We start from the raw sequence: 20,326 nt of genomic DNA on the forward strand, positions 1-20,326 counted from the left end.
GTCTTCATCACCGGCGCGGCCATCGAATGGCTCGACAGCGTCGGCCTCGTGGGCGATCCGACCGAGACGGCGTCGCTGGCCCGATCGGTTGATTCGACGGACGGGGTGTACATGGTGCCGGCGTTCACGGGGCTCGGAGCCCCCCACTGGGACGGCCGCGCCCGCGGGACGATCGTGGGAATGACCCGCGGGACACGAAAAGAGCACATCGTGCGGGCGACGCTGGAGTCGATCGCCTACCAGACGCGGGACATCGCCGAGGCGATGGAGGCCGACTCGGGCGTCGAAACCACGACGCTGCGGGTCGACGGCGGGGCCGTCAAAAACAACTTCCTGTGTCAACTGCAGGCCGACATCATCCAGACGGAGATCGCCCGCCCCGTGGTCGACGAGACCACCGCCCTCGGATCGGCCTACGCCGCCGGCCTGGCCGTCGGCTACTGGGATGACCTCGACGAACTCCGCTCGAACTGGCAGGTCGACCGCGAGTTCGATGCCGAGATGGCGTCCGAGCAAGCCGACGAAATGTACGGTCGATGGGACGACGCCGTCGAGCGGTCCCTCGATTGGGACCGGACGTAGGCCGTCGGGATGGTCCGTCCCGGTCGGGAACGACGGCGCTACTGCAGTTCATCGGTCGATTCCGCCGCCGTCCTCGCCCGAGACGAGCGATCGGACCTCCGCCGCCGAGACGGTCGCCATGTCGCCCGAGGTGGTCCGTTTCAACGCGGCCGTCGCGGCCCCCCATCGCAGCGCCTCGGGGACGTCCGCCCCGGCCAGATAGCGCGTGAGGTACCCACCGACGAAGGCGTCCCCGGAGCCGACGGGATCGATCGTGTCGGCGTCGAAGGCGGACACCCGGTGCGTCTCGCCGTCTGCGACGGCGAGCGCGCCCGCATCGCCGCGGGTGAGGACGACCTGTTCGAAGCCGTATTCCCTCGCGAAGTGACGCGCGATGGCTTCGGCATCACCCTCGATCTCGAACACCGTTCGGCCGTCCCGTTCGGCGACGAACAGTACGTCGACGTTCCCGAAGAGGTCGGCCAGCGTCCCCTCGGCCTCGCCCGGCGACCAGAGTTTCGACCGGTAGTTGACGTCGAAAGCCGTGGTCGTGCCGGCCTCGGCGGCCGCCGCGAGCAGCGCCTCGGTCGTGGCCGCCGCCCGATCCGACAGCGCCGGGGTGATACCGGACGTGGCGAACACGTCCGCCCCCCGTACGGGCGCTTGCGGGGCGTCGTCCGGGGTGAGCCGCCGGATCGGCGTCCGCTCCCGGTCGTAGACCACCGTCTGACCGCGCGGGGGGCCGCCGCGTTCGAGATAGTACGTACCCACGCGGCCCTCGTCGGTCCGGACGACCCGCGGGTCGACACCCTCACCGCGCAGGGCGTGTTCGATCCGCTCGCCGAGGGGCGACCGAGGTAGCGCCGAAACCCACGTCGCGTCCACCCCGAGCGCCGCCGCCGCGGCCGCGACGTTGCTCTCGGCTCCCCCGACTGCGACGTCGAAACGGTCCGCCCGCGAGAGCCGGCGACCGCGGGGCGGGGAGAGCCGAACCATCGCCTCACCGAAGGTGGTGAGAGCGGTCATGGCCCGTCGAAGAGCGTCTCCCCGTCGACGAGGTGCTCACCGACGGCGTCCATATCGAGCGTCACCCCGAGTCCCGGACGCTCCGGGACCTCGATCCGACCGTCCTCGATGACGTCCTCCTCGACCAACTCCGCCCACCACCCGAGTTCGTAGGAGTGGTACTCCACCGCGAGCGCGTTCGGGATGGCCGCCCCGACGTGTGCACTCGCCATCGTCGCGATCGGCGAGGCGACGTTGTGCATGGCGACGGGAACGTAGTACTGATTGGCGACGTCGGCGATCTTGCGGGTCTCGCGCATCCCGCCGACCTTCGGGAGGTCCGGCGCGACGATGTCGACGCCCCCGTCCTCGAGGAGCCGGCGGTGTTCGGTCACGCGGTATCGGTTCTCGCCGGCTGCGATCGGCGTGACCGTCGACTGGGTCACCCGCGTCTGGACGTCGAGGTTCTCCGGCGGGACGGGGTCTTCGAGCCACCAGACGTCGTGCTCCTCGATGGCCGCAGCGAGCCGGTTCGCGGACCCGCCGGAGAACGTCCAGTGACAGTCGAAGGCCACGTCGGCGCGGTCCCGAACCCGCTCTGTGACCCGCTCAACGATCTCGGCTTTGTGTCGGATCTCACCGGGCCGGAGGTGTCGGTTCGCCCGATCCTTCTCGTGGCCCGAGGGCACATCGAGGTCGAACTTCAACGCGTCGTAGCCCAGCTCCTCGACGACCCGTTCGGCCTCGTCGGCGCACGCCTCCGGGTCGGCCTCCGCCTCGGTGTGACAGTCACAGTAGACGCGGACCTCGTCGCGGTATTTCCCGCCCAACAGCTGGTAGGCCGGCACGCCGAGTATCTTCCCGGCGAGGTCGTGTAGCGCCACCTCGATCCCCGAGATCGCGGTGACCGTGACGCCCTCGACCGAGCCCTCCCCGGACATCTTCTGGACGAGGTGCTCGTAGAGGCGGTCGATGTCGAGGGGGTTCTCGCCGAGGAGAAACGGCCGCATCCGCTCTATCAGTTCGGGGACGCCGGCCCCCCAGTAGGCTTCGCCGGTCCCCGTCACGCCCGCGTCGGTGTAGACCCGGACCAGCGTCCACGGGAAGTTCCCCTCGACCATCGTCGTCTGGACGTCCGTGATCTCGACGTCGCGTGCCCCCCGCGAACCCGTGAGCCCCATCGTTTCCGAGGAGAGGTTCCGCATCGTGTACGCCGCGTTCGGATCGTGTAGGGAGCCGTACTCGGGACTCATCGGCCCGCTCCCCCGTTTCCGACCGGATCCGTACGCGTGTGCGTCCGTCCCGTGTTCGTCGTCTCGATTCCGCCCGTCTCGTCCGTGTTTGGCGTGTCGTACATCGGTTTGTCCCTCGCCCGTCCGTGGGCGGCTTCAGATCGGTCGTCCGCGCGTTCCACCGGGGTCCAGTAGCCCGAGCCCCTCTAAGTCCTCCCGGAGCCGGCGGCGGTCGTCGTCGTCCATCGTCCGGAGGGGCGACCGAAGGCCGCCGACGTCGAACCCCGGCTCCCGCAACGAGAGCGCCGTCTTGACGCCGGCCATGTACGGCCCGCGTTTGAGCGCCGTCCGGACGTCGAAGACGGTCGATTGGAGCCGCCGCGCCTCGGCCTCGTCCCCGTCGACGTAGGCCGCGTACAACTCGGCGACGAGCTCCGGAAAGACGTTGGCGACGGCGCTGACGAGCCCGCGACACCCCATTTGGAGCCCGGAGAGAAGAAGCGAGTCCGAGCCGATCAAAAACTGTAGTTCCGGATTGGCATCGACCGCCTGTGCCAGCCACGGGACGTCCTTCGAGGAGTCTTTCAGGCCGGCGACGCCGTCGATCTCGGCGATCCGCGAGAGCGTCGCAAGCGACAGTTCGTTGCCGGTCTTGCTTGGGATGTGATAGACGTAGACGGGCACGTCGGCGGCGGCCGCGACCGCCCGGTAGTGGGCGACCGCGCCGTCCCCGTCGAGGGGGTAATAATACGGCGTGACGACGACGACGCCGTCGACGCCGGCCGAAACGGCGTGTTCCGCGTGTTCGACCGTCTCGCGGGTGCTCGGAGCGCCCACGCCCGCGATGACCGGCGCGTCGACGCCTCCGGCGACGGCCTCGACGACCCGGCGGCGCTCAGCCGGCTTCAACAGCGCGAACTCGCCGTTCGTCCCCAGCGGGAACACGGCGTCCGCGCCGCCGTCGACGACGAACTGTGCGTGGGCCGCGGTCGCGTCGGTGTCGAGGGTCCCCTCCCCGTCGAAGGCGGTCACGGTCGGTGGGACGACCCCCGAGAGGTCGGGGGCGTCAGTCGGCGTGGTGTGCTCTGACATATGGTGTCACTCGTCGAGGGCGGCCAGTTGGTTGAGCGCGTAGACGGTCCTGAGCACCTCGGGGGCGTCGCCGCGGGCGAACCGGAGGTCGTCGGTCCCGGCGACGTGTTTGAGAACGTCCGGCGAGGAGTGTTCGGGAGCGGCGGCGATCCCGGCGTCGTTCGATTCGACCCACTCCATCACGCGGAGGTCGCTCTTCGAGTCGCCCATGACCAGCGCGAAGGGGTCATCGAGCCCGAGCACGTCGAACGCGGACTCCACGCCGACGGCCTTGTTGAGTTCGAGCGAGCCGATCTCGGCCGCGTCGGCCTCGTAGTAGGCGACGTCGATCCGGTCGAAGGCCGCCTCGAACGCCTCGGGAACGTCCGCGGGCGTCGGTTCCGGCCGTCCGTCGGTCGCGGCCAGAACGGCCTCGATCTCGGGATCGTTCGCCGCGTAGTAGGCCCGCGCGAACCCGGCCCGCTCCGTCTCTCCCTCCGTCTCTCCCTCCGTCTCCGTCCCTCCCTCCGTCTCCGTCCCTCCCTCCGTCTCCGTCCCTCCCTCCGTCTCCGTCCCTCCCTCCGTCTCCGTCCCCGCATCGGCGTCGACGACGTCGGCGACGCTGTCCTCTAAGAGATCGAGGAGGTAGACGAGCGCCTGCTCGATGACGCGACCCGCGTCCTCGCTCGCGGTCTCGAAGTTGGGCTTGAGCGTGACGTTGAACTCGTTGCCCTGGAGGTGACACCCCCGGCGCAGGTCCGGCGGGGCCTCCGAGAGCACGCGCGTGCGAACGTTGCTGAAGATCCGCTGTACGTCCTCTTCGAGCGTCTCATAGAGGAGCTGTTTGGTGTCGGGGCCGTGTCCGGGCGTGAATACCCCCGTGCCGGCCTCGTAGACGATGCTCACGTTTCCGGAGTGGACCATCTTGCTGCCCAGTCCCTGGATGAGAAAGCCCTTGACGTTCTCGAGGGTCTGGCCGGTACAGATGACAATCGGGACCCCATCCCGGTGGAACCGGGTCAACAGGTGCAGCGTCTCGCGGGGGATCTCGTTGTCGGTGTTGCCGGCCGACCGGAGCGTCTCGTCGACGTCGAGGACCAAGACGTTGACGCCCCGGTCGTACTTGCTGTAGAGGTCCAAAGCCCCGAAGGCCTGCTCTCGCGTCGCCGACGCGGCCAGTTCCGCGTAGGTGTCGCCGACGAGGGGGAAACTGTCCTCGATTTCGTCTTTCCTGTCGTCGAGTTCCGCGTTGATCTCCTGCCATTGGTTCAGCGTCACGCGGGAGTCGACGGGCGGAAACAGGTCGACGAACTCCTGGTAGGCCCGCAGCGTCTCGGTGTCGAACTCGTCGTAGAGTCGGTACAGCAGGTCGTATCGTTCCATGTGTGTGTGTCCGTGGGTATCCGTACAAAGCGTCCGGTCGCGTTCGGATACACGGTTTACTCGGATACCGATAAACATTTTCCCTCTACGGGAGGAGGGGAGCGTATGAAAGCCATCGGAGTCGAGCCGGGGGCGGGCCGGCCACGGCTGCTGGACGTCCCGCGGCCGGAACCGGATGAGGGGGAGGTTCTGGTGCGGACCCTTCGGGTCGGCGTCGACGGGACGGACCACGAGGTCATCGCCGGCAACCACGGCAGCCCCCCCGCGGGCGAGGACCGCCTCGTACTGGGCCACGAAGCGGTCGGCGTCGTCGAGGACCCGAACGGGACCGGGTTCGCACGGGGGGACGTCGTCGTACCCACCGTCCGTCGGCCGCCGCCGTCCGGCCCGAACGACTACTTCGAGCGCGGGGCGGCCGACATGGCACCCCCCGAGGCGACTGTCGAACGGGGCATCGACGGGGCCCACGGCTTCATGAGCGAATACTTTAGCAGCCCCGCCGAGTACCTCCTTTCGCTCCCGTCCGACCTCGCCGAGTGGGGCTTTCTCGTCGAGCCGATCAGCATCTCCGAGAAGGCCCTCGAGCTGGCGGCCGCCTCGCGCTCGTCGTTCGAGTGGGATCCGGAGACCGCGCTCGTACTCGGGAACGGCTCGCTCGGGCTGGTCACGGTCGCGATGCTCGTCGACGACTTCGAGGTATACTGTCTCGGCCGCCGCGACCGCTCGGACCCGACGGTGGGAATCCTCGAACGGCTGGGGGCGACGTACGTCGACTCCCGGGAGACGCCGGTCTCCGACGTCCCCGAGGCCCACGAACCGGCCGACCTCGTCTACGAGGCGACCGGATACGCGAAACACGCCTTCGAGAGCGTCGACGCGCTCGCCCCAGCCGGCGTCGTGGCGCTGCTCGGCGTCCCCGAACCGTGGACGTTCGAGATCGACGGCGGCCGACTCCACAAGGACCTCGTCATGGGGAACAAAGCGATCGTCGGCAGCGTCAACTCCGGCCCGACGCACTTTCGAGCGGCGATCGAGCGCCTCGACGGGTTCCCGTCGTGGTTTCTCGACGCGTTCGTCACCACGGTCGCACCCCTCGAATCGTTCGAGTCGGCCTTCGAGCGCACTGACGGGACGATCAAGACCGCCGTCGCGTTCGACTCGCTCTGAGGCCGTCGCGGTCGACTCGTTTCGAGGCTGTCGCGGTCGACTCGTTTCGAGGCTGTCGCGGTCGACTCGCTCCGAGGCCGTCGCGGTCGACTCGCTCCGAGGCCGGCCTCGGCGTCATTTCGATCCGGTCGGCCGCTCACGACAACCCATATTAGTGCCCGGTTCGAGCGTCCCGTATGGCCGACGAGGAGCTCTCCGGGGATCTCGAACGTCTGGGCGAACGCTTCGACTTCGGGGAGTACGAGACCGACGCGTATCTCGCCGTTCTCGAACACGGGACGCTCACCGCCTCGGAGATCGCCGATCTGACGGACATCCCCCAGCCCCGCGTGTACGACACCGTCCGGAGCCTCGCCGACAGCGGCTTCGTCGAACTCCGCGATTCGCGCCCGCTCGAAGTGCTGGCGATCGATCCCACGGAGGCGTTCGGGAACGTACGCACGACGCTCGACGACCTGATCGAGGGGCTCGAATACCGGTATACGGCCCCCTCCCGGGACGCCGAGGCCGTCTCGCTCGTTACCTCGCGACGGACCATCCTCCGGTACGTCGAGGACGTCATCGCGAGCGCGGAGTACGAACTCGTCCTCTCGTTGACGCCCGACCTCCTGGGTCGCTTCGAGTCGGAGCTGGCGGCCAAACAGGACGAGGGCGTCACGACCGAACTGCTCCTCTCGCCGAGCACCGACGTCCCCGACCCGGACCGATTCGAGTACACGCGCGTCGCGACGGTCACGCGGGCGCGCCGCGGCGTGACGACGCCGCTGGTCGCCGTCGCTGACGGGACGTACTCGGTGTATACCACGCGCGCGGCGCTTCGCAGCCGTGGCGACGACTACGGCGTCATCTTCAACAGATCGGAGCTCGGCTTTCTCGTATTGGGGCTGTTGAACACGGTCGTGTGGCCCTCGGCGACGACGCTGGCCGAGAGCCGCCGCGAACGCCCATTCCCGCGGCGCTACGCTACGATCCGCCGCTGTGTGCGGGATATCGAGAGCGGCGATGGCAGATTTTACGCCTCGGTGCGGGGCCGCGACGTCGAAACCGGGACGTCCCGAACCGTCGAAGGGGCCGTCGTCGACATCAGTGCGACCGTCGACCGCGGGACCGCCGCCATTACGCTCGATACCGGCGACGGGACGCTCGACATCGGGGGACAGGCCGCCGCGCTCGAGGACATCGAGGCCTACGAACTGGTCATCGGCCGTGACGGCCCGCCGTCGCTCGACCGCTGACGCCGGGTTCGCCTGTTGTCACCGCCCGCCCGTCCGTTCGTCACCTCCTGTCCGACCCCGTCCGTCCGCCCGTTACCGTCCCCAGCAGTCCGCTCGCCGCCCGCTTCCGTCCGTTCTGTCGGCCGTGGCATTCGTTTTTCACTCGTTCTGTGCGTCGAGGGGTTCGCCAGCCCGTGATCCCCACCGATGGGGCCACATACGGCTGCGTATTCTTTATTCTATCTTGAGTAAATTTTTTGTACCAGCACGACGACTAGCCAGTATGGCCACCGATTCCACCCTCAACCACGACGAACTCTATATCAAGGGTCGATGGACGCCGACGACCGACCGGATCGACGTAACTGACCTCACGAACGACACCACGTTCGCGAGCATCTCGGCCGCGACGCCGGCCGACGCGGAGGACGCCCTCGAAGCCGCGCAGGCCGCCCAGGCGGACATGCGCGAAACGACCATCGTCCAGCGCGCCGAGTGGGTCACCGCCATCGCGGACGGGATCGAGGCGCGAAAGCCCGAACTCGCGGACGTGATCGTCCGCGAGGCGGGCAAGCCGATCAGCAGCGCGCGGGGGGAGGTCGACGCCGCCGCCGAGCGGTTCCGGCGCGCCGCGGAGGAAGCCCGGTCCCTCGAGGGAAAGTATGTCGAGGGGACGACCGAGGGCCACGAGGGCTGGCGTGCGATCGTCCGCAACGAACCCGTCGGAACCGCCCTCTGTATCACCCCGTACAACTACCCCCTCTCGACGACGGCGCTGCAGGTCGCCCCGGCGCTCGCGGCGGGGAACTCGGTCATCCTCAAACCGGCGACGAAGACCCCCATCAGCGGGGCGATCCTCGCCGAAATCATCGTCGAGGCGGCCCCGGACCTCCCCGAAGGCGCGTTCGGGTTCGTTCCCGGGCGGGCGAGCGAAATCGGTGACGTCCTCGCGGGCGACGACCGGATCGACGCCATCGCGATGACCGGCTCCTCGGGCGCGGGCAAACACGTCGCGGGGGTCAGCGGGATGGTCGAACTCCACATGGAACTCGGCGGCAACGCCCCCGAGATCGTGTTCCCCGACGCCGACCTCGATTCGGCCTCCTCCGCGGCGACCGCCGGATCGCTGAAGTACGCCGGACAGCGGTGTTCGGCCGTCTCCCGCGTCCTCGCCCACGAGGACGTTCACGACGACCTGGTCGACCGCATCGACGCCGAGATGGACGGGTGGGAAGCCGGCGACCTCTTCGAGGAGGAGACGTCGCTCGGCCCGCTCATCTCACACGAGCAAGCCGACTGGGTCGTCGAACTCATCGAGGACGCCCTCGATCGGGGTGCGACGCTGGTCCGCGGCGGCGAGCGCGACGGCCGCTTCGTCGAGCCGACGCTCCTGGCAGACGTCCCACAGGACGCCCGCATCGTCCACGAAGAGCAGTTCGGCCCGGTCGTTGCCGTGACGACCTTTGCCGACGAGGGGGACGCGTTGGGGGTCGCCAACGGCGGCGACCTCGGCCTCGACGCAGCGGTTTTCACCGCCGACTACGACCGCGCGATGCGCATGGCCGACCGGCTCGAAGTCGGCGGCGTTCGTATCAACGGCGCGCCGAGCCACGGTCTCGGCGACATCCCCTTCGGCGGGAAGAAGGACTCCGGGATCGGCCGTGAGGGAATCGGCTACACGATCGAGGCCTTCGTCGAGCGCAAGAGCATCATCCTGTGATGCGACGAGCCAAGATCGTCTGTACGCTGGGGCCCGCCTCCGACGACCGAGAGACGATCGCGGGCCTCGCCGACGCCGGGATGTCGGTCGCCCGACTGAACGCCAGCCACGGTACGACGGAGCACCGCGAGACGGTCATCGAGCGTGTCCGTGAGGTAAGCGAGCGCAACGGCGTTCCCGTCGCGACGATGCTCGACGTACCGGGTCCGGAGATCCGGACCGCGCCCCTCCCCGAACCGATCGAAATCCCCACCGGCACGGAGCGTCGCCTCGTCGAGGGGGGGACGGTCGACGACGACGTAATCGGCCTCTCGACGTCGATCGCCAACGTCGAACCCGGCGACCGCGTCCTGTTGGACGACGGACGGATCGAGACGACGGTCCGGCGCGTCGAGGGCGATGCGGCCGTCGTCCACGTCGACTCCGGGGGCCCGCTGGGCGGCCGAAAGGGGGTCAACGTCCCCGGCGTCGACCTCGGCCTGGAGTTCGTCAACGAGGGCGACCGCGAGGAGCTCCGGCTGGCGGCCGAGGCCGACGTCGACTACGTCGCCGCGAGCTTCGTCGGCTCCGCGGACGACGTCTACGCCGTGAACGCCGTCTTGGAGTCCTTCGACGCCGACGTCCCCGTCGTCGCGAAGATCGAGCGCGTCGAAGCCGTCGAACACCTCTCGGAGATCCTCTCGGCCGCGGACGGCGTCATGGTCGCCCGTGGGGACCTCGGCGTCGAGTGCCCACTGGAGAAGGTTCCCCTGATTCAAAAACGCGCCATCCGCGAGGCCCAACGCGCCGGCATTCCGGTCATCACCGCGACCGAGATGCTCGATTCGATGGTCGAGGCGCGCCGACCGACGCGCGCCGAGGCCTCCGACGTCGCCAACGCCGTCCTCGACGGCACGGACGCGGTCATGCTCTCCGGGGAGACCGCGATCGGCGACCACCCGGTCCGGGTCGTCGAGACGATGGCCCGCATCGTCCGGGACGTCGAGGAAAGCGACGAGTACGCCGAATCCAGAGAGCAACGCGTCCCGCCGGCGGCCGAGCCCCGGACTGACGCGATCGCCCGCTCGGCGCGCTATCTCGCACGCGACGTCGACGCCGAGGCCATCATCACGGTCACGGAGTCCGGCTACACGGCCAACAAGGTCGCGAAGTACCGTCCCGCGGTTCCGATCGTGGCGGTGACACCCGACGAGCGGGTTCGACGCCGCCTCGCGTTGCTCTGGGGGGTCATGCCGCGGTATCAGCTCTCGCCGGAGGGCGGAGCCACGGAACTCATAGAACGGTCCGCCACCGAGGCCATCGACGCCGGCGTCATCCAAAGCGGGGACACGGTCGTCGTCCTCGCCGGGATGATGACCGAACTCGAGGGGGCGAACACGACGAACACGATGAAGGTCCACCTCGCCGCGGAGGTCCTCGCCAGTGGCCGCGGCGTCTGTGCCGGCCGCGCTGTCGGCCCGGCGTTCGTCTCCGAGGACGGCGATCTCACCGACTGCCCGGAGGGTGCCGTCGTCGTCATTCCGTCGTCCTTCGAGGGGGAGTTCACCGGCGATCTCTCCGCTATCGGGGCGATCGTCACCTCCCAGTCGGGCATGACCAACTACCCCGCGATGGTCGCCCGCGAGTTGGGGGTCCCGATGGTCGGCGACGCGACGCTCGCCCTCTCGGACGGGACGGTCGTCACGGTCGACGGCGACCGCGGTGTCGTCTATGAGGCCGCGGTTGCGGAGCGCTGATCCCGTCGGATACCTTCGGGTTTACTCCTCTGCGGTCCCCGAATCGACGAGTCCGGTGAGCAGCGCCGTCGCGCTCGCGCGGTTCGTCGCCAGCGGGATCCCGTGTACGTCACAGATGCGAAGCAGCGCGGAGATGTCCGGCTCGTGGGGCTGGGCCGTCATCGGGTCCCGAAAGAAGACTACCGCGTCGCAGTCGCCGGTAACGATCGCCGAGCCGATCATCAAGTCCCCGCCCAGCGGTCCCGATGCCATCCGTGTGACGGAGAGCCCCGTCTCGTCGGTGAGGCGTCCGCCGGTCGTCCCCGTCCCGATGAGGTCGTTCGCCGCGAGGATCGCCTCGTGTTCTTTGGCCCACGCTATCATCTCGGGTTTCTCGTCGTCGTGTGCAATGAGCGCAATGCGCATGAAGAGAACACAGACGGACACGTCTTGAAGCCGTCGCCGGTGAGGCGTCTTGGGACCGTCGCCGGCGGGAACTGATCGAGGTCGCGAACGGCCCGTCGTCTACGTCATTCGAAGTCGGTTTGATCCGCAGTCTCTGTACACACTGGACAGCCGCTCGAGAGGATCGCCTCCCGCATCGAGCCGTTGACCTCGATTTCTTGCTTGCATTCCGGACAGATGAACATATACGTACTCATGATCGGATCGTGATCGTCACCGGACGCCCGCTCGTCCCTCGGTGTGACCCCCACAGAGTCCCCCGGATCCGCATCCCGCCGGCGTTCGTCAGTGACCTCTTTCGTATCGGGCACTGTTAATCGGCCGCTTCCGGCGTCTCCGCGGTGGCTGCACTCGAGAGTCCGACCGTCATGCCGTCCGACTCGCACAGCGAGATAGTGACGTCGTCGAACGTCCGTCGATACTCGCTCGCGTGCTTGCCATCGGGGCTGAGCCGGATACGTTCCTCGAGCAACCCGGCCTCGGTCAGCCGTTCGAGCTTCCGGTACGTCGTCGATCGCGGGACGTCACACCGCTCGATGAGCTCGCCCGCCGTCAACGCCTCCTCCGCTGTCGCCTCGAGTAACGCACGGCAATCCGGATCCTCCAACGCTGTCAACACCGTCTCGCAGTCGGTGCGGCGGGAGCTCTCCTCGCCCGATGCCTGCAAGCCGTCTTTCGGTCGGAGTTTCGAGGACATCTTCGTATCTGATGGGAGAATCTCTACGTTGTCGTAATCCATCCCTCAGTATACAGGGTGTTTTATATACAGGGGGCCTCCGATATGTTCGTATCCCCGGTCGGTGGGGGACACGCCGCATACCGGTAGCCGGCAGTATTAGGTACGAACGGACACAACACATCGCGATGCCCGGTATCCGTGCCGAGATACGCGTCGATGCCGACGGGACCTGCCCCGTCGTCGAGGCCGCCTCGGATCGTGGATCCCCGTCGTATACGATCGCGCGGAGTGTCATAGCCAACGCCCCCGAACGCGTGAGCGAGGAGTTCATGCTCGAACGCGGCGAGACGCCGGCGACGAGCGTCGAGTTGACCGAGACCTTCGATTACGGCTCGAAGACGATGTACCGATTCATCCGGGATCGGGGATGGGGATGTCCCTGTGAGACCGTCGAACAGTTCGACTGTCCGATCGTCGACCTCCACGCCCGCGAGGGAACTCTGTATCTCGTCTTCCACGCCGTCGATATGGATGCCCTCCAAAAGACGATCCTGACGCTGCAGGATCGGTACCCGTCGGTCGACGTCCGCCGCCTGCTCCGCAGCGAACACGACCCCCCCGAGGACAACCTCGTCTTCGTCGACCGGGGGCGGCTCACCGAACGACAGCGGGAGGTGCTCGAAACGGCACACACGATGGGATACTTCGAGCACCCGAAGAACGCCAACGCCGGCGAGGTCGCGGACGAACTCGGTATCACGACGTCGACGTTTTCCGAACACCTCTCGGCCGCCCAATCGAAGCTCATGGACGCGATACTCGATATCTGAGCCCCTCGTCCCGGTTCGGGTCTCGGGGGAGCCTCGGCCCGGCTTCGATGCGCAGGTGCCCACGTCCACATCCACGGACGGCCCCGCGGACGGCCCCGACCCGGTCGCTTAAGCACCTTCTCGCGCATCACCACGTATGGACGGCGAGATCACCGCCGATGAACTCAAAGAGCTGCTCGACTCCGGAACGCCCCCCCGCATCGTCGACATCCGATCGCCGGGACAGTTCCGACGGGAACACATCCCCGGCAGCGAGAACATCCCCTTTGCGGAGCTGACCGCCCGGATCGAGGAGCTGTCCGACGCTGATCGCGTCGTGACGGTCTGTCCACACGGAAAATCGAGCGTACAGGCGGCGCGGCTCATCGCGTCCTTCGAGGGCTTCGAAGGACGCGTCGAATCGCTCGATCCCGGACTCCGGGGATGGCCCTACGAGGTCGAGACCGGGGAGCCGTCAACGGCCACGCCGGGCGAGACGCCGGATACGCCTTTTTGACTCACTCGGTCGGAGGTAGATACCGAACGGATACGTCGGTCCGTCGGCCTCGGCCGTCGGTCCCCAGCATCGATTGTCGTCCTCGGCATCGGCCGATACCGTCGGACAGAACGCTGTTCCCACCGGTAGAGAGCCGTTTCGGGCGACAAAGAGCCGTTTCGGGCGACAAAGAGCCGTTTCGAGGCGACAAAGAGCCGTTTCGAGGCGACAAAGAGCCGTTTCGACCGACAGCATCGACGCCTCTGTCCAACGGTAGAACAAAAGCGGCGCACCCGACGTGTGGCTAGAGAACGCTAGGCGACATTGAATCCCTTTTCACGAAGGAAATCCTCGACGCGTCCGAGGTGGTTGCCCTGGAGCTCGATCGAACCGTCCTCGACGGTACCGCCGCAGGCGAATTTCGATTTGAGATCCGACGACAGCGAATCCATGTCGACGTCCCGCGGATCGAACCCTTCGATGACCGTTACTTCCTTACCGTATCGGCGCTCGTCGATGCGGATGTTGATCTCCTGGGACTCTTTGGCGACGTCCTCGCAGACGCAGAGTTCCTCAGGGAGTCCACACGTCGAGCAGACTTCCGACATTACAGTTCGGGGTTACACGACGGCTCTATTAAACACTATCGGGACCCCCTGTCGGGCTTTTCGGCCCGCCACGGCAGCAACGAACGCTCCGCAAGCAGGCCGGCGAGGTCGCTCCGGGCGCGCTCCGCCGTCGCCGCGTCGACGCCGTCACCGTATCGCGCCCGTTCATATCGCTCGCGGATCCGTTCGAAGCGTTCGTCGCTCCCGGCGAAGAACTGTCGGGGCGTCTCGTCGGCGGCTTTCGTCCGACCGCGCCGCTCCTCGAGGTAGACGGCGCGACGGTAGACACCGGCGACGACGGCCTCGGGGTCGCCGCCCGGCGGACGTCGGAGCCAAAGCTCCCGGTATAGCCGCCGCCCCACGCCGCGACGGCGGGCGACGACGGCGGCAGCCAAGAGGGCGACACCGCCGGCTAGTTGCACCGGAGCCGGCACCGACGGAACCCCCGAAGCCCCATCGTCGGCGCGCTGGTCGGCGGCGGCGACCGGATCGATCCCGACGTCCTCGGCACCGGCTCCGGCAGCGGGTGTCTCCGTCGTCCCCGCCGACGGTTCCGAGGTGTCCGGTCCGGGCGTATCGGCCCCTCCGGCTCCGTCCTCGGAGGTGTCGTCGGTCTCGATACTGTCGTCGAGGGTCGCCCGCTCGGCCGCCTCGCGCGGCTCCGCGGGCGTCGGATCGAACTTGATCCAGCCGTGTTCCGGGAGGTACACCTCGACCCACGCGTGGGAGTTGTATCCGCGAACGGTCCACTCCCGGTCGTCGACCTGTTCGCCGGGGGTGTAGCCGACGGCGAAGCGGGCCGGGATCCCCTGGGTTCTGAGCATCGCCACCATCGTCGTCGCGAAGTACGTACAGTAGCCGGCCTCCATCTCGAAGAGGAACGCATCGGCGACGTTTCCGCGGGGGCGATCGACGTCGAGGCTGTACTCGTACTCCGTCCGGAGCCAGTGTTCGAGCGTCCGGGCGGTGTCGTAGGGGTTTTCGGCGTTGGCGGTGAGTCGGTCGGTCCGTTCTGCGACGCGGTCGGGCGTGTCCGTCGGCAGTTGGGTGTAGCGGTCCTCGATTCCCGCGGGATAGGACGTGCCCGCGCGCCGGAGTCGGTCGGGACTTGCCGTGGGAACCTCGCTTTCGACGCGGTATGATTCGCCCGCCTGAAGCGGGCTAGCGGGTTCGAAGCTGCCGCCCCCGGTAACCCGGACCGGAACCGGAACGCCGTCGATGCGCGTCGGCTTCCTGGCGGCCGGGAGGGTCGCGATCGTCGACTCGGCCGTATAGGTCTGTCGCAGCGTCCGGCTTTCGCCCGGGGGACCCGGGAGGGATCCGTCGTACTCGCGGGTCGACCCGCTTCGGACCCAGCCGTCGCCGGTAAACCGGTCGTAGGTTCCGACCCGCCAGTAGGCTCTCTCGTCGGCCTCGACGGTATATCGGCGCTCCGGGGAGAGGTCGATGGAGCCGGTGACGGCGATGCTATCGCCGGCGTGAACCAGACTCGACTCCACCGTCGATCCGGCGTCGCCGACCCCCTCGGGGGAGAGGAGCGTTCCGACCGCGCCCGGAGCAGCGCCGACGACGAGCGTCGAGACGAGCATCGCCGCGACCACGAGGACGGCACCGTCGGCGTTCCGAAGCCGCTCCTGCCGGCGGTCGCAGTCACCGAAGGCGACGGCGACCGTCACACCCACGACACCCGCAAGCGTCTCGCCGACCGTCGCGTCGCCGGTCAGGACCACGAACCCCAGTGCGCCCCCGGCCACCGCGCTCGCGGCGACGTACCGCCGCCGAAGGGCGAGATACCACGCGAAAAAGACGGGGACCGGGGCGGCCGAGAGCACCCAGAGGTCGGCGTTGACGATCCGCAGAATGGAGAGTCCGGAGAGCAACACTGAGGCGTCGTCGAGCATGGGGGCCAAAAGAGTCAGGAACTCGACGCCGCCGGGAAGCGATAGGACGTAGAGATACCCTCCACAGGCGACGCCCCCGACCGAGAGGAACGCCGCGGTTCGGGGACGCACCAACCGTGCCGCGATCGTCCCCGTGACGAGCGCACCGGCGACGATCGGTGACAGCGTCGTCGGATCGCCCGTGACGACGAGGGCCGTGTACAACACCGACAGGAAGGCACCGAGAACCCCGCACACGCCGGCGAGTGCGACCGCTCGGGCCGGCCGGCGGCCGAGGAGACGTGAGGTTCGATCGACGACGGCGGACGCCGGCACGGGGACGGCCCGCCACCCTCCACCGGCGCTCATCGGACCGCCCCCTCGGCGCTCATCGGACCGCCCCCTCGGCGCTCATCGGACCGCCCTCCCGGCTCGCCTCTCCGGCGGATCGACGAGGGTGTCGAATCCGAACGTGCGGTCGGCCACGGTGAGCGTCGCGGTAGCGGCTTTCGGCTGCCGCCGTCCCGCCCCGCCGTGGACTCGGACGTCCGCTCGGGCCCGTTCGGCATCGAGACACGTCCCGCCGTCGGTCCGCGCCAGAAGCCGGAGCGCGGCGTCCACACCGCCCGGCGGGACGAGACACTCCCCATCGGGCACGACGACCGCCGTCGTGATCCCCGACGCCGAAAAGTACGCCGCGAGACTCGCGACCGCCGACGCCATCGCGTCGGCCCCGTCGGGGGTCGATTCGCCGACGACCGTGACGCGATCGGTCGCGGACGGGCCGCCGTATTCCGCGACGACGAACTCGCCGTCGGGACGTTTCGCGCTCGCACGCCAGTGGATGTTTCGGATGGCGTCTTCGGGGGTGTACGCCCGGAGCCGATCGAACGCCGATCGATCGTTTCCGTCCCGTCCCCCGCGGAGTCTCGGGGTCGCCTCGGGATCGATCCCGTATACCTCGGGGTGGACGAGGACCGTCGTCGGCTCCCCGGCGTCGGCGTCGACAGCCGCACGAAACAGCCCGAGCGAATCAGCGAGCAGACACGTCGCCGGGCCGAGTCGGTGCTCCCCCCGGTATTCGAGTTCCACGACGTACTCGAAGCTCCCGCCGTGACCGACGCCCGCCGTCACCACCTCCGCCGACGGATCCCGGAGGGAAACGCCCCTGCCGACCGATTCGACCACGGTACAGGGCGTTTCGGCGTCGACGGTCACCGCCACCGTCCGCCGTTCTCCGGGGCTCCCCGGATCGGGGGCCTCACGCGTCACCGTCGGGGGATCCGCGAGCGCCACCTGGACCCCGCCGGCGAGGAGGGCGACCGCGCCCGGGACGGCGACCGCGGGGAGCGACCGCGGCCCGGCGACACCGGCGAGCGCGAGCGCGGACGCGACGACGACAGCGGTCCCGATCGCCCGTTTGGTCGGCCGTATCCGCCGAATTCCAACCATCGGCTACGGCTCCGGCTCGACGGGGACCGATTCGAGGGCCGCCGAGACGAGCCGCTCGGCGTCGGTGTCGCCGGGGTCCGTCCGGATCCGGTGGGGCAGTACATCCGGGGCCGCGGCCTGGACGTCGTCGGGGACGACGTACGGGCGGGCGTCGAGGATCGCCCGTCCCTGTGCGGCGCGAACCAGCGCGATCGATCCGCGTGGGCTCACGCCCAGTTCGGCGCGCTCTCGGGTGTATCGGGCGATCCGGGTGACGTACGCCCGGATCGGCTCACGCACCTCCACGTCGTCGGTGGCCGTCCGGGCGGCCCGGAGGTCCGCGACCGACGCGACGGGCGTGACGGTTTCGATGGCGTGGTCGCCGATGGCCCGCTCTATGACCGTCGACTCCTCGTCGGCGTCGGGATAGCCCAACTGTAGTTTCACCATGAACCGATCGAGTTCCGCGGCGGGGAGCTCGTAGGTTCGTTCGCGTTCGATCGAGTTCTGTGTCGCGATGACGACGAAGGGATCCGGCATCGAGTGTGTCCGACCGTCGACGCTCACCTGCGATTCCGCCATCGCCTCGAGCATCGCCGCCTGCGTCTTCGGCGGCGCACGGTTGATCTCGTCGCCCAATACGACGTTGGCGAAGATCGGTCCGCGACGGAACTCGAACGCCTCGGCGGTCCGGTCGTAGACGCTCGACCCGGTGACGTCGGCGGGGAGCAGATCCGGAGTGAACTGGATCCGTTTGAACGAACAGTCGAACGACGCGGCGAGCGCGCGTGCGAGCATCGTCTTTCCGACCCCGGGGACGTCCTCCAGGAGGACGTGACCACCGCCGAGGAGCCCGGTGACGAGACCCTCGATCGGCTCGCGGTTGCCGACGATGACGGCTTGGACGTTCTCTACGACCGCGTGTGCGATCTCGGCGGCGCGCTCGGTGCCGACCGTCGGGGTCGGAGACTCGCCCGTCGGTCGCTCGGTCGCGTCCGTCATGGGGCGCTCAGCCGCAGTTCCCCCCGGATTTGCGGTCGTCTACCGCTACGTCGGTATGTCCCATTATCGTCCGAACGGACCGCAGCGACGTAAGCACTACGGGGAATATATTGGGCGGGGCGCTCACTACAAGAACCCAGCCTCGGAGCGGGCACGCCCCGTCGCGAAAGGGGATCGTCCGCTCGGTTCGGTGAACCCGGTCCGCTCGGTTCGGCTCACCGGACGGTAAACGCCGGCTCCGAGACGGCCTCGGCTTTGCACTCGGGGCATCTCGACGGCCGATTGACGAGATCGTCGAACCCGCTGAATCCACACTCCCGACACTCCGGCGGCGCGGCGAGCAGTTCCTCGCCGGTCCCGTCGAGCGATTTCGAGATGTGCTCGACGTGTGAGAGTGCCGCGGCCGCCGTGATTCCGAACTCGGTAGCGATCCGGCCGGCCTCCGCGGGTTCCTCCCGGAGGAACGCGGCGATCCGCTGTCGGGTCGTTTGCTCCGTTCCCTCCATACGACCCCTTCGGCGGCGGCGTAAAAAACGATACCGGCGGTCTGATACTGACGGACAAAAGAATGTACACACGACGCACGAGGATCACGCCGTTCGACGGAGCGAACGGCGGATCACTCGTGAGTCGGTTTCATTTGATTTCGTCCACCAGTATGAGTCCACCGCCCGCGGTTCGTCGGCCGTCACCACCGACGACCGTCCTACAGCCGCCGTATCGTTACCTGTTACCGTTCGTCAGCTGGGTGTGTGCGCCGATCAGCGCACCGGCGAGATCGACGTCTTCGATCCTGGTCTCCCGATCGATGATCGTATCGTGGATCTCACAGCCCTCGATGGTCGCCCCCTCGAAGACGAGCGAGCCGTCGAGGGTCGAATCGACGATCTCCGCGTCGGCCATCACGTGGACGTTCTCGCCGATCGTCGACCGCTCGACGGTCGCCGATTCGGCGATGACGCTGTCGCCATCAAGTTCCCAGGCGATCGCGTCGAGATACGACTCCGGCGTCCCGATATCGAACCACGGCTCCTCGAAGACGAACGCCCGGACCGGTTCGTGGGTCTGGAGCCACTGTATGAACCACCCCGGCTCGTCGGGGTTGTTTCCGTCGGCGAGATACTCCCCGAACCGGAGTGATTCCCGGGGAAACGCATAGCAGGCGATCGAGACGAGCGTACTGTTGGGCTCGTCGGGCTTCTCCTGGAAGTCGATCACGCGGTCACCGTCCAGTTCGACGAGCCCGTACGATTTAGCCTTCTCCCGATCGTCGACGTCGTAGGCAGCGAGCGTGGCGGTATCGCCGGATTCGAAGAAATCGATGAACTCCGAGAGGTCGAACCCGATGAGGTTGTCCCCCGCGACGACAAGCAGGTCGTCGTCGATCCCCTCGCGGTCGACGAGCTGTCGGAGCGCGCCGACAACGCCGAATTTCTCGTCTTCGCTCGCCGTCTCCTCGACGGACAGTGTCGGCTTCTCGAAGCCGCTTTCCGCTATATGCGTCTCGAACTCCGGGGCGAAGCGCTCGTTCGTCGAGACGTACACGTCCTCGATCCGGTCGTCCGCCTCGAGTGCGTCGAAGATCCGATCGATGACTGTCGTCTCGCCGATCGGAAGCAGCATCTTCGGGCGGTGCTTCGTGACGGGCCACAGACGCGTCGCATACCCCCCAGCAAGGACGACTGCCTTCATGGCATAAATCGACAAACCCCGCGGGTAAGTGCTTTTTCGTCCGTTTCGCGAGAGTTTATATACCGAGACGGGACCACCGACGGTATGACCCGATACGGGCTGTTGTGACACGCTACCGGCGACGACAGTCCACACGACAACGGTGACGACCCGCCGAAGCGGTTGCGGGGGCGTGGGCTGCCCCCGATGCAACCGG

General features: G+C 67.9%; 20 protein-coding genes. 7 read left to right on the plus strand and 13 right to left on the minus strand.

Annotated features, from left to right (window positions below; genetic code table 11):
• The coding region (locus HZR14_RS14485; RefSeq protein WP_255479263.1) for an FGGY family carbohydrate kinase at positions 1-582 on the plus strand (582 nt) is incomplete at its 5' end.
• A 48-nt stretch (positions 583-630) separates the two neighbouring features.
• Here HZR14_RS14485 and kdgK1 read toward each other — a convergent pair.
• The 4 genes from kdgK1 to HZR14_RS12405 form a co-directional block, all read right to left on the minus strand.
• The gene (gene kdgK1 / locus HZR14_RS12390) at positions 631-1,587 is read right to left on the minus strand and encodes a bifunctional 2-dehydro-3-deoxygluconokinase/2-dehydro-3-deoxygalactonokinase (RefSeq protein ID WP_181693186.1); all 957 of its coding nucleotides are present in this window, start codon (positions 1,585-1,587) and stop codon (positions 631-633) included.
• The gene (locus HZR14_RS12395) at positions 1,584-2,819 is read right to left on the minus strand and encodes a mandelate racemase/muconate lactonizing enzyme family protein (RefSeq protein WP_181693187.1); all 1,236 of its coding nucleotides are present in this window, start codon (positions 2,817-2,819) and stop codon (positions 1,584-1,586) included. The genes kdgK1 and HZR14_RS12395 overlap by 4 nt, the downstream gene beginning before the upstream one ends.
• A 135-nt stretch (positions 2,820-2,954) precedes the next feature.
• Positions 2,955-3,890 carry a dihydrodipicolinate synthase family protein gene (locus tag HZR14_RS12400; protein WP_181693188.1) on the minus strand — a complete coding sequence of 312 codons (936 nt, stop codon included), beginning with the start codon at positions 3,888-3,890 and terminating at the stop codon, positions 2,955-2,957.
• Positions 3,891-3,896: 6 nt separating this feature from the next.
• Complete coding sequence (locus tag HZR14_RS12405; RefSeq protein ID WP_181693189.1) at positions 3,897-5,252, minus strand: HAD hydrolase family protein; 1,356 nt, start codon at positions 5,250-5,252, stop codon at positions 3,897-3,899.
• Between the two features lie 105 nt (positions 5,253-5,357).
• Between HZR14_RS12405 and HZR14_RS12410 the strand changes: the two genes are divergently transcribed.
• From HZR14_RS12410 to pyk, 4 genes are all read left to right on the plus strand, one after another.
• Positions 5,358-6,419 (plus strand): glucose 1-dehydrogenase, encoded by a 1,062-nt coding sequence (locus HZR14_RS12410; protein WP_181693190.1) that lies wholly within the window; start codon positions 5,358-5,360, stop codon positions 6,417-6,419.
• Between the two features lie 176 nt (positions 6,420-6,595).
• On the plus strand, positions 6,596-7,654 hold the full coding sequence (gene trmB / locus HZR14_RS12415) for an HTH-type sugar sensing transcriptional regulator TrmB (RefSeq protein WP_181693191.1): 1,059 nt from the start codon (positions 6,596-6,598) through the stop codon (positions 7,652-7,654).
• Positions 7,655-7,916: 262 nt separating this feature from the next.
• Complete coding sequence (locus tag HZR14_RS12420) at positions 7,917-9,353, plus strand: aldehyde dehydrogenase family protein (RefSeq protein WP_181693192.1); 1,437 nt, start codon at positions 7,917-7,919, stop codon at positions 9,351-9,353.
• Complete coding sequence (gene pyk / locus HZR14_RS12425) at positions 9,353-11,089, plus strand: pyruvate kinase (RefSeq protein WP_181693193.1); 1,737 nt, start codon at positions 9,353-9,355, stop codon at positions 11,087-11,089. Before HZR14_RS12420 ends, pyk begins: the two co-directional genes overlap by 1 nt.
• Before the next feature lie 21 nt (positions 11,090-11,110).
• On the opposite strand, the gene HZR14_RS12430 is transcribed toward pyk, so the two are convergent.
• The 3 genes from HZR14_RS12430 to HZR14_RS12440 form a co-directional block, all read right to left on the minus strand.
• Complete coding sequence (locus HZR14_RS12430) at positions 11,111-11,494, minus strand: methylglyoxal synthase (RefSeq protein WP_181693194.1); 384 nt, start codon at positions 11,492-11,494, stop codon at positions 11,111-11,113.
• A gap of 104 nt (positions 11,495-11,598) precedes the next feature.
• Complete coding sequence (locus tag HZR14_RS14490) at positions 11,599-11,844, minus strand: DUF7560 family zinc ribbon protein (protein ID WP_255479264.1); 246 nt, start codon at positions 11,842-11,844, stop codon at positions 11,599-11,601.
• A 2-nt stretch (positions 11,845-11,846) separates the two neighbouring features.
• Positions 11,847-12,272 carry a winged helix-turn-helix domain-containing protein gene (locus HZR14_RS12440; RefSeq protein ID WP_255479265.1) on the minus strand — a complete coding sequence of 142 codons (426 nt, stop codon included), beginning with the start codon at positions 12,270-12,272 and terminating at the stop codon, positions 11,847-11,849.
• Between the two features lie 125 nt (positions 12,273-12,397).
• Here HZR14_RS12440 and HZR14_RS12445 point away from each other — a divergent pair, with 125 nt between their 5' ends.
• Both HZR14_RS12445 and HZR14_RS12450 read left to right on the plus strand, forming a co-directional pair.
• Complete coding sequence (locus HZR14_RS12445; protein ID WP_181693195.1) at positions 12,398-13,042, plus strand: helix-turn-helix domain-containing protein; 645 nt, start codon at positions 12,398-12,400, stop codon at positions 13,040-13,042.
• Between the two features lie 136 nt (positions 13,043-13,178).
• Positions 13,179-13,538: a rhodanese-like domain-containing protein gene (locus HZR14_RS12450; RefSeq protein WP_181693196.1), complete on the plus strand. Its 360-nt coding sequence runs from the start codon at positions 13,179-13,181 to the stop codon at positions 13,536-13,538.
• Between the two features lie 293 nt (positions 13,539-13,831).
• On the opposite strand, the gene yciH is transcribed toward HZR14_RS12450, so the two are convergent.
• From yciH to HZR14_RS12480, 6 genes are all read right to left on the minus strand, one after another.
• A complete protein-coding gene (yciH, locus tag HZR14_RS12455; RefSeq protein ID WP_181693197.1) occupies positions 13,832-14,125 on the minus strand; it encodes a stress response translation initiation inhibitor YciH in 294 nt (97 codons plus the stop codon).
• A gap of 35 nt (positions 14,126-14,160) precedes the next feature.
• Positions 14,161-16,374 carry a transglutaminase TgpA family protein gene (locus tag HZR14_RS12460; RefSeq protein ID WP_181693198.1) on the minus strand — a complete coding sequence of 738 codons (2,214 nt, stop codon included), beginning with the start codon at positions 16,372-16,374 and terminating at the stop codon, positions 14,161-14,163.
• A 42-nt stretch (positions 16,375-16,416) separates the two neighbouring features.
• The gene (locus HZR14_RS12465) at positions 16,417-17,457 is read right to left on the minus strand and encodes a DUF58 domain-containing protein (protein WP_181693199.1); all 1,041 of its coding nucleotides are present in this window, start codon (positions 17,455-17,457) and stop codon (positions 16,417-16,419) included.
• A gap of 3 nt (positions 17,458-17,460) precedes the next feature.
• Positions 17,461-18,438, minus strand: coding sequence for an AAA family ATPase (locus HZR14_RS12470; RefSeq protein WP_181693200.1), 978 nt, complete (start codon positions 18,436-18,438; stop codon positions 17,461-17,463).
• 215 nt (positions 18,439-18,653) lie between these two features.
• On the minus strand, positions 18,654-18,944 hold the full coding sequence (locus HZR14_RS12475) for a transcriptional regulator (RefSeq protein WP_181693201.1): 291 nt from the start codon (positions 18,942-18,944) through the stop codon (positions 18,654-18,656).
• Positions 18,945-19,161: 217 nt separating this feature from the next.
• Complete coding sequence (locus HZR14_RS12480; RefSeq protein WP_181693202.1) at positions 19,162-20,130, minus strand: nucleotidyltransferase family protein; 969 nt, start codon at positions 20,128-20,130, stop codon at positions 19,162-19,164.
• Between the last annotated feature and the right edge of the window lie 196 nt (positions 20,131-20,326).

The organism is Natronomonas salinimetallica (assembly GCF_013839515.1).
Lineage (GTDB): Archaea > Halobacteriota > Halobacteria > Halobacteriales > Haloarculaceae > Natronomonas.

Excerpts from the sequence above, each read along its gene's own strand:
- kdgK1 (WP_181693186.1), bottom strand. The coding sequence starts at position 1,587 with ATGACCGCTCTCACCACCTTCGGTGAGGCGATGGTTCGGCTCTCCCCG.
- HZR14_RS12395 (WP_181693187.1), bottom strand. The coding sequence starts at position 2,819 with ATGAGTCCCGAGTACGGCTCCCTACACGATCCGAACGCGGCGTACACG.
- HZR14_RS12400 (WP_181693188.1), bottom strand. The coding sequence starts at position 3,890 with ATGTCAGAGCACACCACGCCGACTGACGCCCCCGACCTCTCGGGGGTC.
- HZR14_RS12405 (WP_181693189.1), bottom strand. The coding sequence starts at position 5,252 with ATGGAACGATACGACCTGCTGTACCGACTCTACGACGAGTTCGACACC.
- HZR14_RS12410 (WP_181693190.1), top strand. The coding sequence starts at position 5,358 with ATGAAAGCCATCGGAGTCGAGCCGGGGGCGGGCCGGCCACGGCTGCTG.
- trmB (WP_181693191.1), top strand. The coding sequence starts at position 6,596 with ATGGCCGACGAGGAGCTCTCCGGGGATCTCGAACGTCTGGGCGAACGC.
- HZR14_RS12420 (WP_181693192.1), top strand. The coding sequence starts at position 7,917 with ATGGCCACCGATTCCACCCTCAACCACGACGAACTCTATATCAAGGGT.
- pyk (WP_181693193.1), top strand. The coding sequence starts at position 9,353 with ATGCGACGAGCCAAGATCGTCTGTACGCTGGGGCCCGCCTCCGACGAC.
- HZR14_RS12430 (WP_181693194.1), bottom strand. The coding sequence starts at position 11,494 with ATGCGCATTGCGCTCATTGCACACGACGACGAGAAACCCGAGATGATA.
- HZR14_RS12440 (WP_255479265.1), bottom strand. The coding sequence starts at position 12,272 with ATGGATTACGACAACGTAGAGATTCTCCCATCAGATACGAAGATGTCC.
- HZR14_RS12445 (WP_181693195.1), top strand. The coding sequence starts at position 12,398 with ATGCCCGGTATCCGTGCCGAGATACGCGTCGATGCCGACGGGACCTGC.
- HZR14_RS12450 (WP_181693196.1), top strand. The coding sequence starts at position 13,179 with ATGGACGGCGAGATCACCGCCGATGAACTCAAAGAGCTGCTCGACTCC.
- yciH (WP_181693197.1), bottom strand. The coding sequence starts at position 14,125 with ATGTCGGAAGTCTGCTCGACGTGTGGACTCCCTGAGGAACTCTGCGTC.
- HZR14_RS12460 (WP_181693198.1), bottom strand. The coding sequence starts at position 16,374 with ATGAGCGCCGGTGGAGGGTGGCGGGCCGTCCCCGTGCCGGCGTCCGCC.
- HZR14_RS12465 (WP_181693199.1), bottom strand. The coding sequence starts at position 17,457 with ATGGTTGGAATTCGGCGGATACGGCCGACCAAACGGGCGATCGGGACC.
- HZR14_RS12470 (WP_181693200.1), bottom strand. The coding sequence starts at position 18,438 with ATGACGGACGCGACCGAGCGACCGACGGGCGAGTCTCCGACCCCGACG.
- HZR14_RS12475 (WP_181693201.1), bottom strand. The coding sequence starts at position 18,944 with ATGGAGGGAACGGAGCAAACGACCCGACAGCGGATCGCCGCGTTCCTC.
- HZR14_RS12480 (WP_181693202.1), bottom strand. The coding sequence starts at position 20,130 with ATGAAGGCAGTCGTCCTTGCTGGGGGGTATGCGACGCGTCTGTGGCCC.